The sequence below is a fragment of the Paenibacillus apiarius genome (assembly GCF_017052585.1).
GTDB lineage: Bacteria > Bacillota > Bacilli > Paenibacillales > Paenibacillaceae > Paenibacillus_B > Paenibacillus_B apiarius.
Map to the genome: position 1 here is coordinate 1 of NZ_JAFFHZ010000002.1, position 17927 is coordinate 17927.

The 17927-nt window shown below is 51.5% G+C and carries 11 protein-coding genes; 3 read left to right on the forward strand and 8 right to left on the reverse strand.

Annotated features, from left to right (window positions below):
• From JSQ80_RS26240 to JSQ80_RS26255, 4 genes are all read right to left on the reverse strand, one after another.
• The coding region (locus tag JSQ80_RS26240; protein ID WP_206097767.1) for a non-ribosomal peptide synthetase at window positions 1-6378 on the reverse strand (6378 nt) is incomplete at its 3' end.
• A 1046-nt stretch (window positions 6379-7424) separates the two neighbouring features.
• Entirely contained in the window at window positions 7425-8315 is an 891-nt protein-coding gene (locus JSQ80_RS26245; protein ID WP_206097768.1) for a hypothetical protein, read from the reverse strand.
• 138 nt (window positions 8316-8453) lie between these two features.
• Window positions 8454-9131, reverse strand: a complete 678-nt coding sequence (locus JSQ80_RS26250; protein WP_206097769.1) for an AlkZ-related protein — start codon at window positions 9129-9131, stop codon at window positions 8454-8456.
• Complete coding sequence (locus JSQ80_RS26255) at window positions 9128-10117, reverse strand: helix-turn-helix transcriptional regulator (RefSeq protein WP_240464339.1); 990 nt, start codon at window positions 10115-10117, stop codon at window positions 9128-9130. The genes JSQ80_RS26250 and JSQ80_RS26255 overlap by 4 nt, the downstream gene beginning before the upstream one ends.
• Before the next feature lie 187 nt (window positions 10118-10304).
• Between JSQ80_RS26255 and JSQ80_RS26260 the strand changes: the two genes are divergently transcribed.
• From JSQ80_RS26260 to JSQ80_RS26270, 3 genes are all read left to right on the forward strand, one after another.
• Window positions 10305-11411 (forward strand): nitric oxide synthase oxygenase, encoded by a 1107-nt coding sequence (locus JSQ80_RS26260; protein WP_206097771.1) that lies wholly within the window; start codon window positions 10305-10307, stop codon window positions 11409-11411.
• A gap of 195 nt (window positions 11412-11606) precedes the next feature.
• Window positions 11607-14081, forward strand: coding sequence for an ATP-binding cassette domain-containing protein (locus tag JSQ80_RS26265; RefSeq protein ID WP_206097772.1), 2475 nt, complete (start codon window positions 11607-11609; stop codon window positions 14079-14081).
• 22 nt (window positions 14082-14103) lie between these two features.
• Window positions 14104-14532: a MarR family winged helix-turn-helix transcriptional regulator gene (locus tag JSQ80_RS26270; RefSeq protein WP_206097773.1), complete on the forward strand. Its 429-nt coding sequence runs from the start codon at window positions 14104-14106 to the stop codon at window positions 14530-14532.
• Between the two features lie 130 nt (window positions 14533-14662).
• Here the strand turns inward: JSQ80_RS26270 and JSQ80_RS26275 are convergent, their stop codons facing one another.
• The 4 genes from JSQ80_RS26275 to JSQ80_RS26290 form a co-directional block, all read right to left on the reverse strand.
• On the reverse strand, window positions 14663-15655 hold the full coding sequence (locus JSQ80_RS26275) for a phosphotransferase family protein (protein WP_206097774.1): 993 nt from the start codon (window positions 15653-15655) through the stop codon (window positions 14663-14665).
• Window positions 15656-16184: 529 nt separating this feature from the next.
• Complete coding sequence (locus tag JSQ80_RS26280) at window positions 16185-16466, reverse strand: helix-turn-helix domain-containing protein (RefSeq protein WP_206097775.1); 282 nt, start codon at window positions 16464-16466, stop codon at window positions 16185-16187.
• A gap of 562 nt (window positions 16467-17028) precedes the next feature.
• The gene (locus JSQ80_RS26285; protein ID WP_206097776.1) at window positions 17029-17211 is read right to left on the reverse strand and encodes a hypothetical protein; all 183 of its coding nucleotides are present in this window, start codon (window positions 17209-17211) and stop codon (window positions 17029-17031) included.
• A gap of 286 nt (window positions 17212-17497) precedes the next feature.
• A complete protein-coding gene (locus JSQ80_RS26290) occupies window positions 17498-17869 on the reverse strand; it encodes a hypothetical protein (protein WP_206097777.1) in 372 nt (123 codons plus the stop codon).
• Window positions 17870-17927: the final 58 nt, after the last annotated feature.

The window sequence follows — 17927 nt, forward strand, 5'->3', positions numbered from 1 at the left end:
TTCCAGGACGCCCGGCATATTGTAGCTGAGCTCTCCGCCTTCCAGTTGGCTCAAAATGTACAATCGTTTTTGCGCGGATGAGACGGGATAATAGGCGCTTTCCTCTATGATCGGTATGGACACATACGCGGCCTGGTGTTCCTTGCCCGTGATCACTTCCGCCATTTGCTCAATCGTCGGGTATTGGAAGACCTCCCTCAGCGGCATCTCGATCCCCATCTCTTTGTGCAGCTTGGCCACCAAAGTCGTTGCCCGTAACGAATGTCCGCCGATCTCAAAGAAGTGGTCTTTCACGCTGACGCGCGGAAGTCCAAGCACCTCTTGCCAGATTTGCGCGAGCTGCGCTTCCAGCGCGGTGCGCGGAGCCACGTAGTCCGCTCCGGTTTGCATGCTTCCGTCTGGTGCCGGCAGGGCTTTACGGTCAATTTTTCCGTTTGGCGTCAACGGCATGTGCTCCAGCTGCACAAAGCGGGAAGGCACCATGTAGCCCGGCAACTCTTGAGATAACGCGCTTCTCAGCTCGCCTGACGTCAGCTCTTTGTCCGCTACGATATAGGCGCATAAATACGGCTGTCCGTCTCCGTCCTCCCGGGCAATCGCGACCGCTTCCTGAACCGAAGCTGTCTTCAACAGCTGCGCCTCAACCTCGCCCAGCTCGATCCGATACCCCCGAATCTTCACCTGATGGTCGATTCGGCCCAGATACTCGATATTGCCATCCGGCAGCCACTTGGCCAGATCCCCCGTCCGGTACATCCGCGCGCCCGGTTCGAACGGGTTGTCCACGAACCTCTCCTCGGTCAGCTCTGGACGGTTCAAGTAACCGCGGGCCACACCCACGCCTGAAATGCAAAATTCCCCGGCGATACCGACCGGCAGCAATTGATCGTTCGCATCCACAATATAAACCCGATGATTCGGGATCGGACGGCCGATAGGCACCAGCTTCCCGACCGGAGCAACAGCATTCCCGGCCGGAGCGACAGCGGATGCCTGCCATATTGTGGTCACAATCGAGTCTTCTGTCGGACCATAAGCGTTGAAATACAACACGCTGTCTCGCCACTGCTGAACCAAATCCACGGAACTGGCGGAGCCCCCCGTGATCAGCTTTTTCAAGCTCGGCAAGTTGCCTGGATGTAAGGATGCCGCGTAGGTCGGCGGTAAAATAGCGGCCGTAATGCGATGACGGCTCATATAGCTTTCAAATAACCGAGGATCCAAAATCGTCTCTTTTGTCGGAATATACAACGTCGCGCCCGTAAAGAGCGCCTTGAACATCTCCCAGCACGACGCATCAAAGGACAAGCTGGCGAATTGGACCACGTGGTCCTCTTCTCCGATGTGCAGCGTGTCCTTAAACAGGGGCTTCAGATTGCAGAGGCCGCGATGCTCGACCATCACCCCTTTCGGTTTGCCCGTCGTTCCTGACGTGTAGATCACGTAGGCTAGATGATCCGGCCCGGCACCCGGCTGCAAGTTCGATCCGGCTTCACTGTACATTCGTTCGTTATCCAGCATCAAGCGTTTGCCGTGAAAGGATTCACACTTCTGCACATGGCTCTGTGTCAATAACAGCTCGGCTCCCGAATCCTCGAGCATATACCCAAGCCGGTCCTCCGGATATTCCGGGTCCATCGGCACATAGGCGCCTCCAGCTTTCATGATCGCCAGGATGCCCACGATCATCTCCAGCGAACGCTCGGCCATGAGGCCGACGGGCTGATCCGGGCGCACCCCTTCAGCTCGTAACGTTCGCGCCAATTGATTCGCTTTTGTGTTTAATTCGCGGTACGTCAGTTGGCTTCCCTCGTAGACGACAGCCGCTCGATCCGGCGTACGCTCCGCCTGTTCCTCAACCAACTGATGAATCGTCTTGTCTCGCGGATAGTCTGCCGCCGTATCGTTGAAGGTCTCCAGAATCTGCGCTTTCTCCTTCGGGCTGATGATCTCGATCGACGACAGCTTCCTCTGCGGTTTACTTAGAATGGCGTCGATCACCTGCTTGAAGTGCGCGGCCATCCGCTCGATCGTCTCCTCCTTGTACAGCGAGCGCGCGTACTCGATGGTGCCTGCGATTCCTTCAGCTTCTTCGGTCAAGCTGAAGGTCAGATCAAACTTGGCGATGTGATGTTCGTTCGGGTAAAGCGTACAGGTCAGCCCCTCGATGCTCACTTCGCTTTGCTCGATGTTTTGCAGAACAAACATCGTATCAAAGAGCGGATTGCGGCTCATATCTCTTGCCACATCCAGCTTGCTGACCAATTCTTCGAACGGATAGTCTTGGTTCTCATAGGCCCTCAGCGTATTTTCTTTGACTTCCCGCAAGTACTCCTGGAAAGTCTTCTCACCCGCCGGCGCATTGCGCATCGCCAGCGTGTTCACGAACATCCCCAGAAGCGGCTCCAGCTCCGCATGCGTTCTTCCCGCAATCGGCGTTCCCACGATTATATCTTCCTGTCCGCTGTACTTGGACAGCAAGGTGGTATAGGCCGCAAGCAAGACCATGTACAGCGTCGTTCCGGTTTGCAGGGCAAGCTGCCTTACTTTCTCCCTTCTCTGCTGGTCGATGACAAAGTGAAACGTATTTCCGGTAAAGCTTCGGACCCCCGGCCGGGCATAGTCCGCGGGCAGATCGAGGACCGGGATTTCTCCGCCGAACACATCCAGCCAATACGCTTCCTGCTTGCTCATCCGTTCGCGCTGCCTTTCTCCCTGCTGCCATGCCGCATAATCCTTATACTGGATTCGAAGCGGCGACAGCTCCGCTCCCTCGTACAACTGCGCAAACTCCCGCAGGAACAGGCCCATGGAAGCTCCGTCCGAGATGATATGGTGCATGTCAAAAAGCAACAAATGGCGATCCGGCTGCAGTTCGAGGAGTCTCACTCGCAAGAGCGGCGGCTGACGCAGATCAAACGGGCGCATGAACTCCCGAAGGTGAGCGTTCGCTTCCTCTTCATTCACCCGTACGTACTCCACCGCAAATTCCACGTCCCGGTGTACCCGCTGCACCGCTTCACCGCCGACCAGTTCAAAGCCGGTCCGCAACGTCTCGTGACGACGAATCAGTTGGCGAAACGCTTCCTCCAGCGGCTCCCGATCCAACGCTCCTTCCATTTCCAGGACGCCCGGCATATTGTAGCTGAGCTCTCCGCCTTCCAGTTGGCTCAAAATGTACAATCGTTTTTGCGCGGATGAGACGGGATAATAGGCGCTTTCCTCTATGATCGGTATGGACACATACGCGGCCTGGTGTTCCTTGCCCGTGATCACTTCCGCCATTTGCTCAATCGTCGGGTATTGGAAGACCTCTCTCAGCGGCATCTCGATCCCCATCTCTTTGTGCAGCTTGGCCACCAAAGTCGTTGCCCGCAACGAATGTCCGCCGATGTCAAAGAAGTGGTCTTTCACGCCGATGCGCGGAAGCCCAAGCACCTCTTGCCAGATTTGCGCGAGCTGCGCTTCCAGCGCGGTGCGCGGAGCCACGTAGTCCGCTCCGGTTTGCATGCTTCCGTCTGGTGCCGGCAGGGCTTTACGGTCAATTTTTCCGTTTGGCGTCAACGGCATGTGCTCCAGCTGCACAAAGCAGGAAGGCACCATGTAGCCCGGCAACTCTTGAGATAACGCGCTTCTCAGCTCGCCTGACGTCAGCTCTTTGTCCGCTACGATATAGGCGCATAAATACGGCTGTCCGTCTCCGTCCTCCCGGGCAATCGCGACCGCTTCCTGAACCGAAGCTGTCTTCAACAGCTGCGCCTCAACCTCGCCCAGCTCGATCCGATACCCCCGAATCTTCACCTGATGGTCGATTCGGCCCAGATACTCGATATTGCCATCCGGCAGCCACTTGGCCAGATCCCCCGTCCGGTACATCCGCGCGCCCGGTTCGAACGGGTTGTCCACGAACCTCTCCTCGGTCAGCTCTGGACGATTCAAGTAACCGCGGGCCACACCCACGCCTGAAATGCAGAGTTCCCCGGCGATACCGACCGGCAGCAATTGATCGTTCGCATCCACAATATAAACCCGATGATTTGGGATCGGACGGCCGATAGGCACCAGCTTCCCGACCGGAGCAACAGCATTCCCGGCCGGAGCGACAGCGGATGCCTGCCATATTGTGGTCACAATCGAGTCTTCTGTCGGACCATAGGCGTTAACATACAGCACCCGGTCTCGCCACTGCTGAACCAAATCCACGGAACTGGCGGAGCCTCCCGTGATCAATTTTTTCAAGCTCGGCAAGTTCCCCGGAGTTAAGGCTGCCGCGTAGGTTGGCGGTAAAATAGCGGCCGTAATGCGATGACGGCTCATATAGCTTTCAAATAACCGAGGATCCAAAATCGTCTCTTTTGTCGGAATATACAACGTCGCGCCCGTAAATAGCGCCTTGAACATCTCCCAGCACGACGCATCAAACGACAAACTTGCAAATTGGACAACGTGGTCCTCTTCTCCGATGTGCAGCGTATCCTCAAACAGGGGCTTCAGATTGCACAGGCCGCGATGCTCGACCATCACCCCTTTCGGTTTGCCTGTCGTTCCCGACGTATAGATCACGTAGGCCAGCTGATCCGGCCGGGCACCTAGCTTCAAGTTCGATCCGTCTTCCCTGTACATTCGTTCATCATCCAGCATCAAGCGTTTGCCGGCAAAGGATTCACACTTCTGCAAATGGCTCTGTGTCAATACAAGCTGGGCTCCCGAATCCTCGAGCATGTAGCCAATCCGTTCCTCCGGATACTCCGGGTCCATCGGCACATAGGCGCCTCCGGCTTTCATAATCGCCAGGATGCCAACGATCATCTCCAGCGAACGCTCGGCCAGGAGGCCGACCAGCTGATCCGGCTGCACCCGTTCGGCTCTTAACGTTCGCGCTAATTGATTCGCTCTTGTGTTCAATTCGCGGTACGTCAGTTGGCTTCCCTCGTAGACGACAGCCGCTCGATCCGGCATACGCTCCGCCTGTTCCTCAACCAACTGGTGAATCGTCTTGTCTCGCGGATACTCTGTCCAAGTGTCATTAAATACGTTCAATATCGTATTTTTCTCTTCCTCACTAATCAGGGATACCTCAACTATTTTTTCAAATGGGCGATGAATCATATGTTCGGCAATCGTTATGATCTGCTGCAGCATTTGCTGTACTTCATTTTCTTCAAATATGTGCGTACGATAATGCACATCTAGCACAAGCTGCTGATCATTCGACATTTCTTTAATATGAAGTACGCAATCATTCCCTTCATGTCCGCCAAACTCAACTTTAGTTCGTACACTAAAGTTATCAAAATCGAGAAAACGTATGTTTTGATACTCCACTGCAATACCGAACAGCCGTTGAATATCTTTGTTGTTATGCTTCTCCCTCAAATCTTGAATTAATTGATTATATGGATATTTTTGATGACGCAAAATCGTCTTCTGTTCTTTGGCCACCCTTTGAAGAAATGAAAGCAGCTCCAGTTCCGGTTCCACGGACATCCGCCCCGCTACTGTACTGGCGAACATGCCAATCGTATCTTTTTCTTTCTTCGTTGTTCGGTTTGCATAAACGCTCCCTATCGTTATGTCATTCTGGTTGCTTACTTTATGCAGGTAAATATACATTGCGGATAAAAAGAAAATAAACACACTGATTTGATTTTGCCGAGAAAATTCCGACAATTTGTGATAAAGCACGCTGCTTATGATGAGGCTTTTTCTTTTTGCAGCTGTACTTGTCACCAGAGGATTATAGGACTTCATACCTGTTATCTCAGGGAGAGACTGGAACTTCTCCAACCAATACGCTTTATCCTTTTGGTAGCGCTCTGACTTCTCATAGTCCTGTTCCGTGTCAATGTAATCGGTGTAAGGCTTTTTTTCATCCCCTGCGGATAAAGTTCCTTCTGTCAGCTTTACATAATTTTCGGTAATCTGGTTAATAGCGAGATTCATGGATATGCCATCAGATACGATGTGATGCACTTTGAAGCTGTATCGGTATTCCTCATCGTTAATTTTTAATAGAACAAACTGATATAAGTCCGAATCAAGCAGCTTTATTGGCTTTCTGTTATGAAGATTCAACCATTCCTCTACATGCGATTCATCGTATTCGGAGAAATCCAAAAACTCGATTGCGTTATGTACATAGGGATCGACATATTGCATTGGTTCGCTGTTCTTCTGCGTAATTTTTATTAGAAAAGCTTCGTTTTGTTGAATGACTAACTGGATGGCTTGCTGCAAAAGCTCCCGATTTATATTCCCTCTTATCGTAATTGTACCGGAGAGCATACATGTCGTTGTATTCGGATATAGCAATTCCGTATACCATATTCTTTGCTGCGCATGAGTTAAAGGGAACAATTTGATCGCATTCTCACTCAATTTTCATAACTCCTTTGGATATTCTGTTTTAGGTTTATTAGGCCTATCGATCTAACCTGTATTTCGTCAAGCATAATTCCAAAAAACATCGAACATTTTCCCCCATCATTATCAAGGGGGATTTTTTCATCTTTCCGTCATGAATGCATGCTTCATTCTGTAGCTTTCGCCTTCGAAGATAAGCAATGTCCATGGTGTGCCACCGGTCAATCATCGCCGCCGCCATCTGGTCATCCGTATAGACTGAACCCTCATTCCACATCATTTCAAATCTTGTCTTCAACATGATTGTTGCTGTTTTTTACCAACGTTGGCCTTGTTTATATTTTTCCACCTATTCCCTCATTAGTCAAGTTATTACGAATCCAAAGATTATTGTCCTTTATGGGCAAGAGTTTCCGTGGAACCAGATGAACAAGGAGAGTGAAGTATTTCATCACATGGTGGAGTGTTCCGTGAGCGAAAACAAATTAAATAATCCTCAGAAAGCACAAAAAAAGAAGCGTTAGAGAACACCCCTTGACTTGGTACTTTCTGAACTCGAATGAGAACTCATATTTCGGTTAAATGGGATATACTTTCACAAAAAAGGAGGAGGAAACAATGAATCAAATTTGGAGCAGATGTGGTATGGATTTGAACAAACTTGAATTGTGAATCGGCTGCGAAGAAAGTCGGGGGCTTTCGCTTGCCCACAATCTGTTCAAGAAACATGCGAGGATCAGAAAAACAAACGGGCCGGTCAGGAATGAACCCTCAACCAGCCTGTTATTACTTTTAATCCAAGTAGACTGTCCTAACTACTTGCACTTTCAACCATTCCGGCTTGTGGATCGCAGTCCATCCCCGCTGGTTGATAAAGGATCGATGTGTATCATTTCAATTGCGTAATGTCCAGCGGTGTACTGCAATGATACAGTTGATTTCCCCGGAAATCGCGCGAATCGAGGGAAATGTACATATTTGCGTGTGTTTTTGCAGTACAGCGTCGTATTTTCCGATTTTGCCGCGAAATGTACTAAATCATTGTCAAATAGAACATCAGCTTAGAGCCACCCGTACGAGCGGAGTGTCTTCAATCGCTCTACGGTAATAAATCCCCGCCACTCCAGCTCGCATGCGGGGCTGATGGCAGGCCAGCTGATCGGCCAGCCGCCGTCTTCCCGCTGCTCTTGCAGTAATGCGGCCAGATGGCGTTCCAGGTCCGCCTCGCCTGGGAACCGTGCCGCGTAGCTATCATGCGACGGCGCCCAATCGAGTACTTTGTGCACGTAGCCCTCGGCATGCGGATCGAGTTCAATCGTTCCCGGCCAGGACAACCATTCGTCAACCTTCGCCAAATAAGAGCCGGCCCGTTCGCGATCCGGGTGATTTTCCAAGAAAGTGATGCATTGAACAACGTCATGATAATCGCTCGTGTTGACCTTTTCAATCCGTTCCCATACGAACTGCTCTGTCTTGCGGAACCACGGCGCATCCGAAATCGCCGGAACCGCATTCTGCTTCATCAGCAAGCCCATCACGCTTCCGGTCGGATTCATGGAGGCCGCATCGTCCCGTTCCGTCGTCCACCACGGCGCATGGGGATATTCATTCACGCTGCTGAACGAACGCGGTATGCCGCCGGTCTCCTCTACCATGACCGATTCCATAAAGCGAGCTATGCCCAGCACGATATCGCGATCGAAGCCGCCGAGTTCATTCATAATCGCCAACGCGACTTCCGTCGGCACCGGCTGGCTGTCAGGGCAGCGGATGTCTGGCTCAAGCGCATTGCCGAAGCCGCCGTCTTCGTTCTGATAGGCACGAAGAACGGCCAATACGCTCTCCTTCGTGCCCACTCCGAAGAAATATTCGAATCGCATCCGATCGATCAGTCTTGCATTGCGGTACATGAACTGCCTTGCATTTTCAAGTACTTGATTAATATCATTCATAATAAACCTCCTTAATAATTAATGTTATTAAATATTTTCATTTCACTTTAAAAGCCTGTTCCCCTCTCGGCTTTCCTGCGACTTCACTGTACCGCCCTGCTAATCACCGTCATGCATTCAGCCTGTCCACACACTGGCTTACCAGCCGAATATCTTCCCCATATACGCCATCGCCTCAGCGCTGCTGCTCTGGGACAAGCGTTCATGCAGCCTCTCCCGCGCGTCCTCTATCGGTATCGCGGCCGCCTCGATCCCCGTATGCTCCATCCAATGCGGCATCGTCTCATATGATGTGCTGTTCCATCCGTTGATTTCGCCGGCTTCGTTCCGCCGCGCTTTGACGCCGGAGATGGCGATGTCCATCGTTCCCTGCAGCTCGATAACAGCCTGATCGAACTCCTTCTTCTTCTCGACGGCTTTCATTCCAGCCGCCGCTCGCAGTGACCTTGTCTCAATCCCCTGCTGGGCTTCAATGATCGCAAGCAGCTCGCATGCCGGCTTCGACAGCAGCCCGTCCTCGTATCGTGCCTGTCCGGAACGCGGACTCCCCAATATCGCATACACGAGCGGAACAAGGTCACGGGCAATGAAGATGGCTTTTTTCTTCAGGAACTTCCCGTATGCGGCTGTCCCGTCGCCAGGGAAGCGGACTCTCCACCGCCATGGATCGAACTCGGTATCGGAGTGCCACTGCTCCGCCTTCGTAATCCCACCGAGCGACGGATGGTCCGGTATTAATTTTGCGAGCGGCAATATGCCTACTTCCTGAATGACCAGCACTGCCTCTTCGTATGTATGTGCGCTATACTGCTTCACTGGCTGCTGCCTCCTTTTTCTCCTTGAGCATGATATCGAATACACATTCGTTCGGCAATCCGGCATATTTCCACTCTTAGCGCCGCCGGCTCCAGCACTTCCGCTTCCAGCCCCAATTGATAGAAAAAACGGATCGCCCATTCCCATTCCGCTTGCGGACAATCGAAGGACACCTCCCAGACGTCCTCGTCCAGCGCACGCACGCATTCTCCGATATGCTCGTCCTGCTCGACTTGAAGCAGGCCCCGATACGTCAAGCGGGCACGGATATGGATCGTCGCAGGCGCCATTTGACCGGAGCCTGCCTCCTCTCCCTCCGGGGCATGACGCTCGGATTGCCGGTATTCCGCCATCGCTGCGGCCAGCTCCGCTTCATCCTCGAGCGGCAGCAGCTTCTCGAAGCGGTCGATGCGGAATGATCTCGACTCCTGATGCACGGTCGAATACGCTTCGCAATACCAGAAGCCATGCGCCGCATAAATCCGCTGCGGGAACAACGTTAGCCAGCGTTGGTGATTTTGCGACCGATAGAATGCGCGCACCCAAGCTGATGCCGAGGCATAATCGAGGAGATCGGCCAAGAATGGCGCGCGATACTTCCGCTTCGGGACGGTTAGTTCCATTTTCTCCAATAAAGGTGCAATCTGAGACCTCGTCTCCTGCGGCAGCACGTGCTTAATCTTGTCCATCACGGTCCACCGTTCTTCGTTGAAGGGCGAGTCCGGCAATTGAGTCATCCCGCGCAACGCAAACAGCACCGTGAGTGCTTCCATCGAGTTGAATTGCAAAGGGGGCAGCATATAGCCATCCATGAGCCGGAATCCGCCGGACGGACCGGTGGAGGAATACAGGGGCACCCCCATTTCACAGAGCGCCTCCATGTCGCGCAGAATGGTGCGCTTCGAGACCTCGAACTTGTCCGCCAGCGATTGGGCGGTCTCCGGTCGATGCTGCAAGGCCATGAGGATGGCCATCAACCTATCCATCCGCTTCACTGTTAGCCCTCCCAACTTGTATCCATTGTTTCATTTACGCCGATTATAACATGGGATTGGTGACACCTTATGTGTCATCAATTCAGGGGTTCATAAAAAGTTCGTCAGCGGACATCCCTGCGTCATATTTCCTATGTTAATCTGAGAAGACAGCAATCGTAGAGAGGATATCATTCACATGATGGAGCAAACAAATCATACGCTTTGGACAGAAGCTTCTGAGTTCATTAGACAGTGTTATCAGGAATTAGGGATTGATGACAGCCGCATCGCGGACAGATTGGCGGAAGTCGCCCGCGAGATCGAAGCAACCCATACTTACTCTCATACGGCGGAAGAGCTGGCGCACGGCGCAAAGATGGCGTGGCGCAACAGTAACCGCTGCATCGGCCGCCTCTTCTGGCCGTCCTTGCAGGTGTTCGATGCCCGTCATTGCGAGACCGAGGAGGATATCCATGCGGCTCTGCTGCGGCATATCGAGTACGCCACTAACGAGGGGCGCATCCGGCCCGCGATAACGGTCTTCCCCGCCGGAGATCAGGACGATGGCCGCGTCCGCATCTGGAATCACCAGCTCATTCGCTACGCAGGCTATGAGACGGAAGAAGGTGTGGTTGGCGATCCGCATTCCGTGGCGTTCACGCGGAAGTGCCAGTCATTGGGCTGGCAAGGGGCTGGCACTCCCTTCGATGTGCTGCCGCTCGTCGTGCAGTGCGGGAATAAGCCCCCGCAATGGCATGACATTCCTCCTGCCAGCGTAATGGAAGTGCGGTTGACACACCCGGAATTCGCGTGGTTCGAAGAACTGGGACTCAAATGGTATGGCGTTCCGATTATCTCGGATATGCGCCTCGAGATCGGCGGCCTCTCCTATAACGCGGCGCCCTTCAACGGCTGGTACATGGGCACCGAGATCGGCGCGCGCAATCTCGCGGACGACACGCGCTACAATATGCTGCCGTCCGTGGCCGAACGCATGGGGCTATCGACGGCTTCGAATGCGACACTATGGAAAGACAAAGCGCTCGTCGAGTTGAACATCGCCGTGCTGCATTCCTTCAAGGAAGCCGGCGTCAGCATCGTCGATCATCATACGGCCGCGCAGCAGTTCATGCGCTTCGCGGAGCAGGAGCGCCAGGCCGATCGACCGCTTACGGGCGATTGGACCTGGTTGATACCGCCGCTCTCGCCAGCGGCGACGCCTATTTTCCATCACAGCTACGACAACACCGGGATGAGTCCGAATTTCCACTACCAGCAGGCGCCTTATGCGGCGAACGACTGAACTCCCGCTCACCTTGTTTCTTTAACATATCGCTTGAACAAAGGCTTGTCCTTAATCAGTTATGCTGATCGGGGACAGGCCTCTTTCATTTTTCCCATCGAATAGTTGACAACCCCCCCTATGCGCAGTATATTAGTTACCCAAGATAATAATTAACCAGTTCAACTATTTAATGATACCAAGAAGGTGAATGCTATGACTGGCAAGCAAGACTGGATTATAATCACAGGTGCCAGAGAACACAATTTGAAAAATATCGAGGTCCGCTTCCCCCGCAATCAACTAACCGTGGTGACCGGCGTATCCGGCTCCGGGAAATCGACCCTGATGTTCAATATCCTCTGTCAGGAAGGTGAACGCAAATTCATCCGTGCCACCGGAAGAGTGCCGGACAATGTAGAACGGCCCGACTACGATGATATACTCGGGCTCTCTCCCATCATTAGCGTGAACCAGCATCATCATAACTATAGTCCGCGATCTACGGTCGGAACGTATAGCGAAGCGTACACCTATCTTCGCTTGTTGTATACGGCTATCGGCGAGCGGCCTTGCCCGAGCTGCCTAAGTACCATCGCCTACTCGGATCTCCGTTCTGCGCCGACATCGCCTGCCGGGGAAGCCGCAGCTGGCACGGAGTGTTACCCGTGTCCGTCATGCGGCACTCCCGTCGAAAACATTACGATGGCCCATTTTTCGTTCAATACCGAACAAGGCGCTTGTCCGGCCTGTATGGGCTTGGGCGAACAAGTCGAGCCTGTCATCGATGCCATACTCCGCCCGGATCTGTCCATCCAAGAAGGCGGCATCCAAGTATGGAAAAAGGGGTTCATCTGGCATTTCGGCCCGCTGCTGGTGCGGGCCGCCAAATATTATAACCTGCCCTTCGGCGAAGAAGATCTGAAACGCCCGATCGGGGAATTGCCCGAAATCGTCCGCCATCTGCTTCTGTATGGAACCGACGATCCGCGAATTCGGAATCTTCATCCCGATGCCCCCGCCCCTTCGAATATGAAGGAAGGCAAATACGAAGGGGCCATCAACAGCTTGATGCGGCGCTACTATGAGGAAGCCGGCGACGATGCGGACGAGGAGTTCGCAAACTTTCTGCGTCCGGCAGCTTGTCCGGCATGTCAGGGCACACGGTTGAAGCCGTCCAGCTTGGAAGTGACCGTGAACGGCACGCCGATACACCATTTGCTGCGCATATCGATCCGGGATCTGCTGACATGGCTGAACGAACTGCCGCATGCGCTGGAACCGCGTTATGTGGAGGCCGTGCGTCCGATTTTGGCCGAATTAACCGATAGGGCCCAAAGCTTGGTCGATACGGGCCTTGGTTATTTAACCTTGGATCGCGGCTTCTCCACCTTGTCCGGCGGCGAAGCCCAGCGGATGAGACTGTCATCTCTGTTGAACTCGAATTTGACAGGCATGGTGTGCGTCTTGGACGAGCTGACAGCCGGCCTCCATCCGCAGGATACGGATTCGCTGGTAGCCGCCATGCAGAAGCTGCGAGCTCTGGGCAATACGATTATCGTGGTCGAGCACGATCTCGATGTTATTAAGCAAGCCGATTATGTCGTGGACATCGGTCCGGCTGCCGGCGAACACGGCGGCCAAGCCGTATTTCAGGGCACGGTGGACGAACTGCTGCAGCATCCGGTGTCTGTAACAGCCAAGTGCCTGCGCGAAGTCGGAGCCGCGTTGAAGCGGGACGTGCGTCCATGGACACATGCGATTGCCCTTCCAGAAGCATGCACGCATAACTTGCAACGGATCTCCGTCGATATTCCGCTCGGCGTGCTCACGGCTGTTACCGGCGTATCCGGCTCGGGAAAATCCACGCTCATCCTGGAGGAACTGCTTGAGCGGCTGCCGGCGTTGTCTGGATCGGAGCAAATCCAGCATACCGTTGTCGTCAACCAACACGCGATGGGCAAAATGGCACGCTCCAACGCGGCAACCTATACAAAGGTGTTCGACCATATCCGCGAGCATTACCGGCTGCTGGCGAAGCGCGAAGGCATGAAGCTGAAGGCGTCTGACTTCACGTTCAATGTGGCGGGAGGACGATGCGAAGCGTGCAAAGGAACCGGGCAATTGAAGCTTCAAATGCATTTCATGCCCGCCCGTTATCTGACATGCCCCACTTGCCAAGGCAAGCGATATAATGAGACAATCTTAGGCATAACGTATCGCGGACGCCACATTGCCGACGTGCTGGATATGAGCATTGCGGAGGCACGCGATCTTTTTCAAGATATTCCGGACATTGTGCGGATTTTGGACTGTCTGGTTGATATCGGTTTAGGATATTTACCGCTCGGCCAGCCGGCCAACACCTTCTCCGGCGGCGAAGCCCAACGGGTGAAGCTGGCCTCTGAACTGGCCGGAACGCGGCGGCAGCATACGTTATACATTTTGGATGAGCCTTCGATCGGTCTGCACGACAGTGACACCGGCAAGCTGATGAACGTGCTGGATCGCCTGGTGGACAAAGGAAATACGGTCATCGTCATCGAGCATCATCTCCAGCTCATTCGCCAGGCGGATTGGATTATCGAGCTTGGCCCCAAGGGCGGCAATGAAGGCGGCGAAGTCATTGCGGAAGGCACGCCGCAATTCTTGCTATCGCATCCGGGTTCGATATTAAAGCGCTATTTATAGTTGATAGAAAGGAACGTTGCTCTTGAACGACTTCAACTCTTTCGAGAAGGAATTCACTTCTTTTCAATGCAAGGTGGTATCGCATCATAACAAATTCAATATTCAAGGCATCACATCCGCACAATTCAATATCATCGATTACTTAGACAAGCATGGACCGAAGACGGCCCGTGAACTGGCGGAGGCATTCCACGCCTCGCTGCCGGGCATTTCGAAGCTGACGAAGAAGCTGATTCACAAAAACATGATATCGCAGACACGGGATGAAGCGGACCGGAGGTATTATCATCATGCGGTGACGGAAGAAGGTCAAGCCTTTCTGCTCGCCGCCGCCGCATCCCGGAATGAAGTGATGGACAGCATCAAGTCGACGTTGGACGAGGATGAACTGAGGCAATTTACGGCATTGTGCAAAAAAATAAACCGTTCTCTCGCCGAGGCGAAGGAGTAAAAACGAGCCTAATACGCAGACAAGGGAAGCCTGCCGCGCAAATTCACATCTTGCCGATGCGATGCATTTGCTGCGGGAGGCTTCCCTTGCCGTTTTTGTTAATGATGCAAGCACATTTTAGAATTCGGTCTTATACGTGCGCCAACGCAGTCATGTGCCGAAGCTGCTCGAACGTAGCTTCAGCGAGCGCTTTTTCATGAAGATACTGCGCTTCATTGTTGTTCTGCACCTTATGGAAATAGGCATTCATCATTTGCAGGAGGAATAAATACGAAGTGCGGCGGATGTCCGCCTCATGCGAAGCGTCCAATGCGCGGCCATAGCCTCTCATGAAGTGCGGGTTGTTCCCCCATAACGCAAATTCATATTCCCGGTCACCGAACAACGCGCGGTCCGCATCGATAACCGCGGCAATGTCCCACGATCCATTCTCTTTCCGCACCAGCACATTCGGCTCCCACAAATCGTTATGCACGAAACGAGGCGCTTCCGCCAGCTCGAACAGCTCCTTATATTCGCGGAAGAAGCCGTAATACGATTGCATCGCCATCTCGTCGAACACTTCGAAGCGGGTCGTCTTCTCGGCGATTTCATCGGTGAAGGCTGCAATGAAGTCCCACCATGTGCGATAAGCCCGTTCGGGATGATCCGGCTGAGGCCAGCCATAATAGTCCGCCGTGATGCTGTGCATGGCCGCCGTAGCTTTGCCGAGTTGCTCTTGGATCAAGCCGCGTTCCATATCGGACATCTTTGCTTCGTGCAGCGCAACGCCATCCACATATTCCAATACGACGTAGCTGCGCGGAATGATGCGATACGAATCGTCAAAAGCCAGAATGCGCGGCACGGGAATACCGACCCGGTTCAGTTGGTCGTAAATCCATGGTTCCTTCGCCATCATTTCGCGTTCGAATTGGAACAGCAGTTCTTGCCGAGCGGGTGCGAAGCGGATGATTACCTTCTGGTCAGGATGCTTCGTGGTGACGAGATACGTCGTATTGAACAATCCGCCTTCCCGCAGCTCCACCTCGGCCACGATCGTGACCCGGTCAAATACGTGTTGCATGATGCGGGTTAAGCTATATTCATCCACAGCCTTAAAAATCCTTGAATTCTCATTCATGCTGAATCACTCCTCGAGGTAATCGAATTCATGTATGTCATTCATTAACAATTATCATTGACTTGCCTAACCTAGAATATAGCTGAATGCAAGAACTGTCGATAGCAATTGTTGCATGAAAACGAATTAAATTTGAATTTTTGGTGACAATTGCAACAAAACAAAAGCGGCGGCTCCTGTTGGTCCGGATTGACATCCAGACGGCTTCCAGAATGATATCCAGATTGACTTCCGGAGCAATTTTCATAACTGAAATCTTGAATGGTGGTCATTGATGCCTCAAGCTTTCCTCAGATCATTGTATCCGATCAATTACTAGGTTGATTTCAATTCAACTTATATTTGAAGCTGCGGCTCCAACATTGGTTTACATAATAATAATTACGTTAATATGATTTTCAAAAATCGATCCACTTGCTCCAAACGCGCCTCTCAATCGTACTCCGTTCTATCCAAACTGAAAGGTTTCCAAGGGAGCAACTATACCCCCTCCTTCATATGTGGGGAAAATGCGCTTTCCCTTCGTACTTCACGCAGATGGCGGTGGTAGTCGCATTTTTCGTTCGATGGCCGCTTGCAGTCCTTGCTCGGCATATCGCTTTCGAACCAGGTACATGCTATTGGTAAGGATGTTCAGCCGCTGTGCGATCTCGATATCCGAAAGCTTGCCGCCGTCTCGATTTTCATCCGCCCACAGGAGAATTTGAGCTCGTCTTAGGGAACGTGCCGCTACCTTTCCTTTGCTACACAAGCCCTGCAACTCCTTTTGTTGCTCAGGGTTCAAATTTACGATATAGTTTCGTTTTCTCATCGTCGATACCTCTTTTTAGTTCGACTCTATCATAGATTCTATATTTTAACTATTTTTAGACTGATGGAGTACTATATCCACAGTTTAAATACTGATGGAGTACTAGTCTACTATCGACCTGTCCCTATTGATTTCTAGAACTATTGGCAACTCGAATGCTGTATGTATGCCGGCTTTGCGATCTGGGACAGTGACTTGGTCAATTTGAAGTATTCTTTTTCACGCTTCTATAGCTCTCCTGAAGCTTTCATGTAAGTCTCGGAACTTCTCCTCATCGTAATAATGCTCATACACGGTTAATGCATCTGGGTTTCGTCATTTCGTATTCACAAAAAAATGGACATTTCCGTTTCTTAGAAACGGAAATGTCCACATATGATGTGTAACACTATATGAAAATACAGTAGAATTATAGGCTTGTCAACGAAACTTAACAATTAGTATTACATTGTATTTTGTACATATGTCTAACAATTGCTTTCAACCCTTGTCTATCAAGGATTTTTATATGTTGCTGTTTTACGGTCAGATCGAGAACTGTAAATGGAGGGGCAACCACCTATTAGTGCGTAGCGCTAAACTGCCCTCGTTCGACTGGCCAGTAATACTTCGACCGAATTTTCGCACGTGACGGAAATTCAATCGTCAATGCACCCTTGACGTAGAAATTCCAGAATCCTTCCTGCTCAAGCACTATCGACAGCATCATCGAAATGTTGACGCATGTTCCCTTCGCGCCGTCCAAAACCAGTTCCCCATGTATCAGATCGCAAATGCGCTGAATGACAGTCCGAGCCCGTCTAGGTACTGTTCGCTGTATTGCTGCTCCTTTACAAAGCTAGCGTATTTCTCCAGATAGGTGGGATCTCTCTGCTCCTGTGCTATAAAATTGGGGTGGTTATAAATCCAGTTCTTTCATAACATTCTCCTCAAACTGACTCGAATCGTTTATATGACTGAGTTGTCATATAGCTTGAAGTCTGGAGTTTTATGGATTTATGCTACTGCACACTACAGTTGAGTTTAGTTTCCTAATCCGTAATAAGAGTTAACACTTCCTTATTTTCTCCCCAAATAATTGTCATTGATAATTGATTAATATGATTAGTGCCCATTTGGTTATTTATTGAGTCTTTGAATTTCAGTGGCATTTTAATATTGCCCTGTTTAGTAACAGATACCTTTAAATCTAACCCTTCTAAAGAGTATTCAAAATAATTTATTTCGTTAATTTTTCCTCCTATATATTCTATCTGAACTTCTCCCTCAGCTATCTTTGAGTTATTTAGTGTCACTCCCACTTTCCAATTTTCGGAGTTCCCCTCATATTTAACTGAGTCTTTCGAACAGGCGCTACAAATAAGAAGAAGTAGAATAAAAGCAACGGCTTTTATTTTATTCATAATTTTTCCTCCCAAAGCATTTACTTTTTTGTATTATACTGTTACTATATTGAAAAGC

Coding starts and splice junctions, on each gene's coding strand:
- JSQ80_RS26245 (WP_206097768.1), bottom strand. CDS start 8,315: ATGAATGATATTAATCAAGTACTTGAAAATGCAAGGCAGTTCATGTAC.
- JSQ80_RS26255 (WP_240464339.1), bottom strand. CDS start 10,117: ATGGATAGGTTGATGGCCATCCTCATGGCCTTGCAGCATCGACCGGAG.
- JSQ80_RS26260 (WP_206097771.1), top strand. CDS start 10,305: ATGATGGAGCAAACAAATCATACGCTTTGGACAGAAGCTTCTGAGTTC.
- JSQ80_RS26265 (WP_206097772.1), top strand. CDS start 11,607: ATGACTGGCAAGCAAGACTGGATTATAATCACAGGTGCCAGAGAACAC.
- JSQ80_RS26275 (WP_206097774.1), bottom strand. CDS start 15,655: ATGAATGAGAATTCAAGGATTTTTAAGGCTGTGGATGAATATAGCTTA.
- JSQ80_RS26280 (WP_206097775.1), bottom strand. CDS start 16,466: ATGAGAAAACGAAACTATATCGTAAATTTGAACCCTGAGCAACAAAAG.
- JSQ80_RS26290 (WP_206097777.1), bottom strand. CDS start 17,869: ATGAATAAAATAAAAGCCGTTGCTTTTATTCTACTTCTTCTTATTTGT.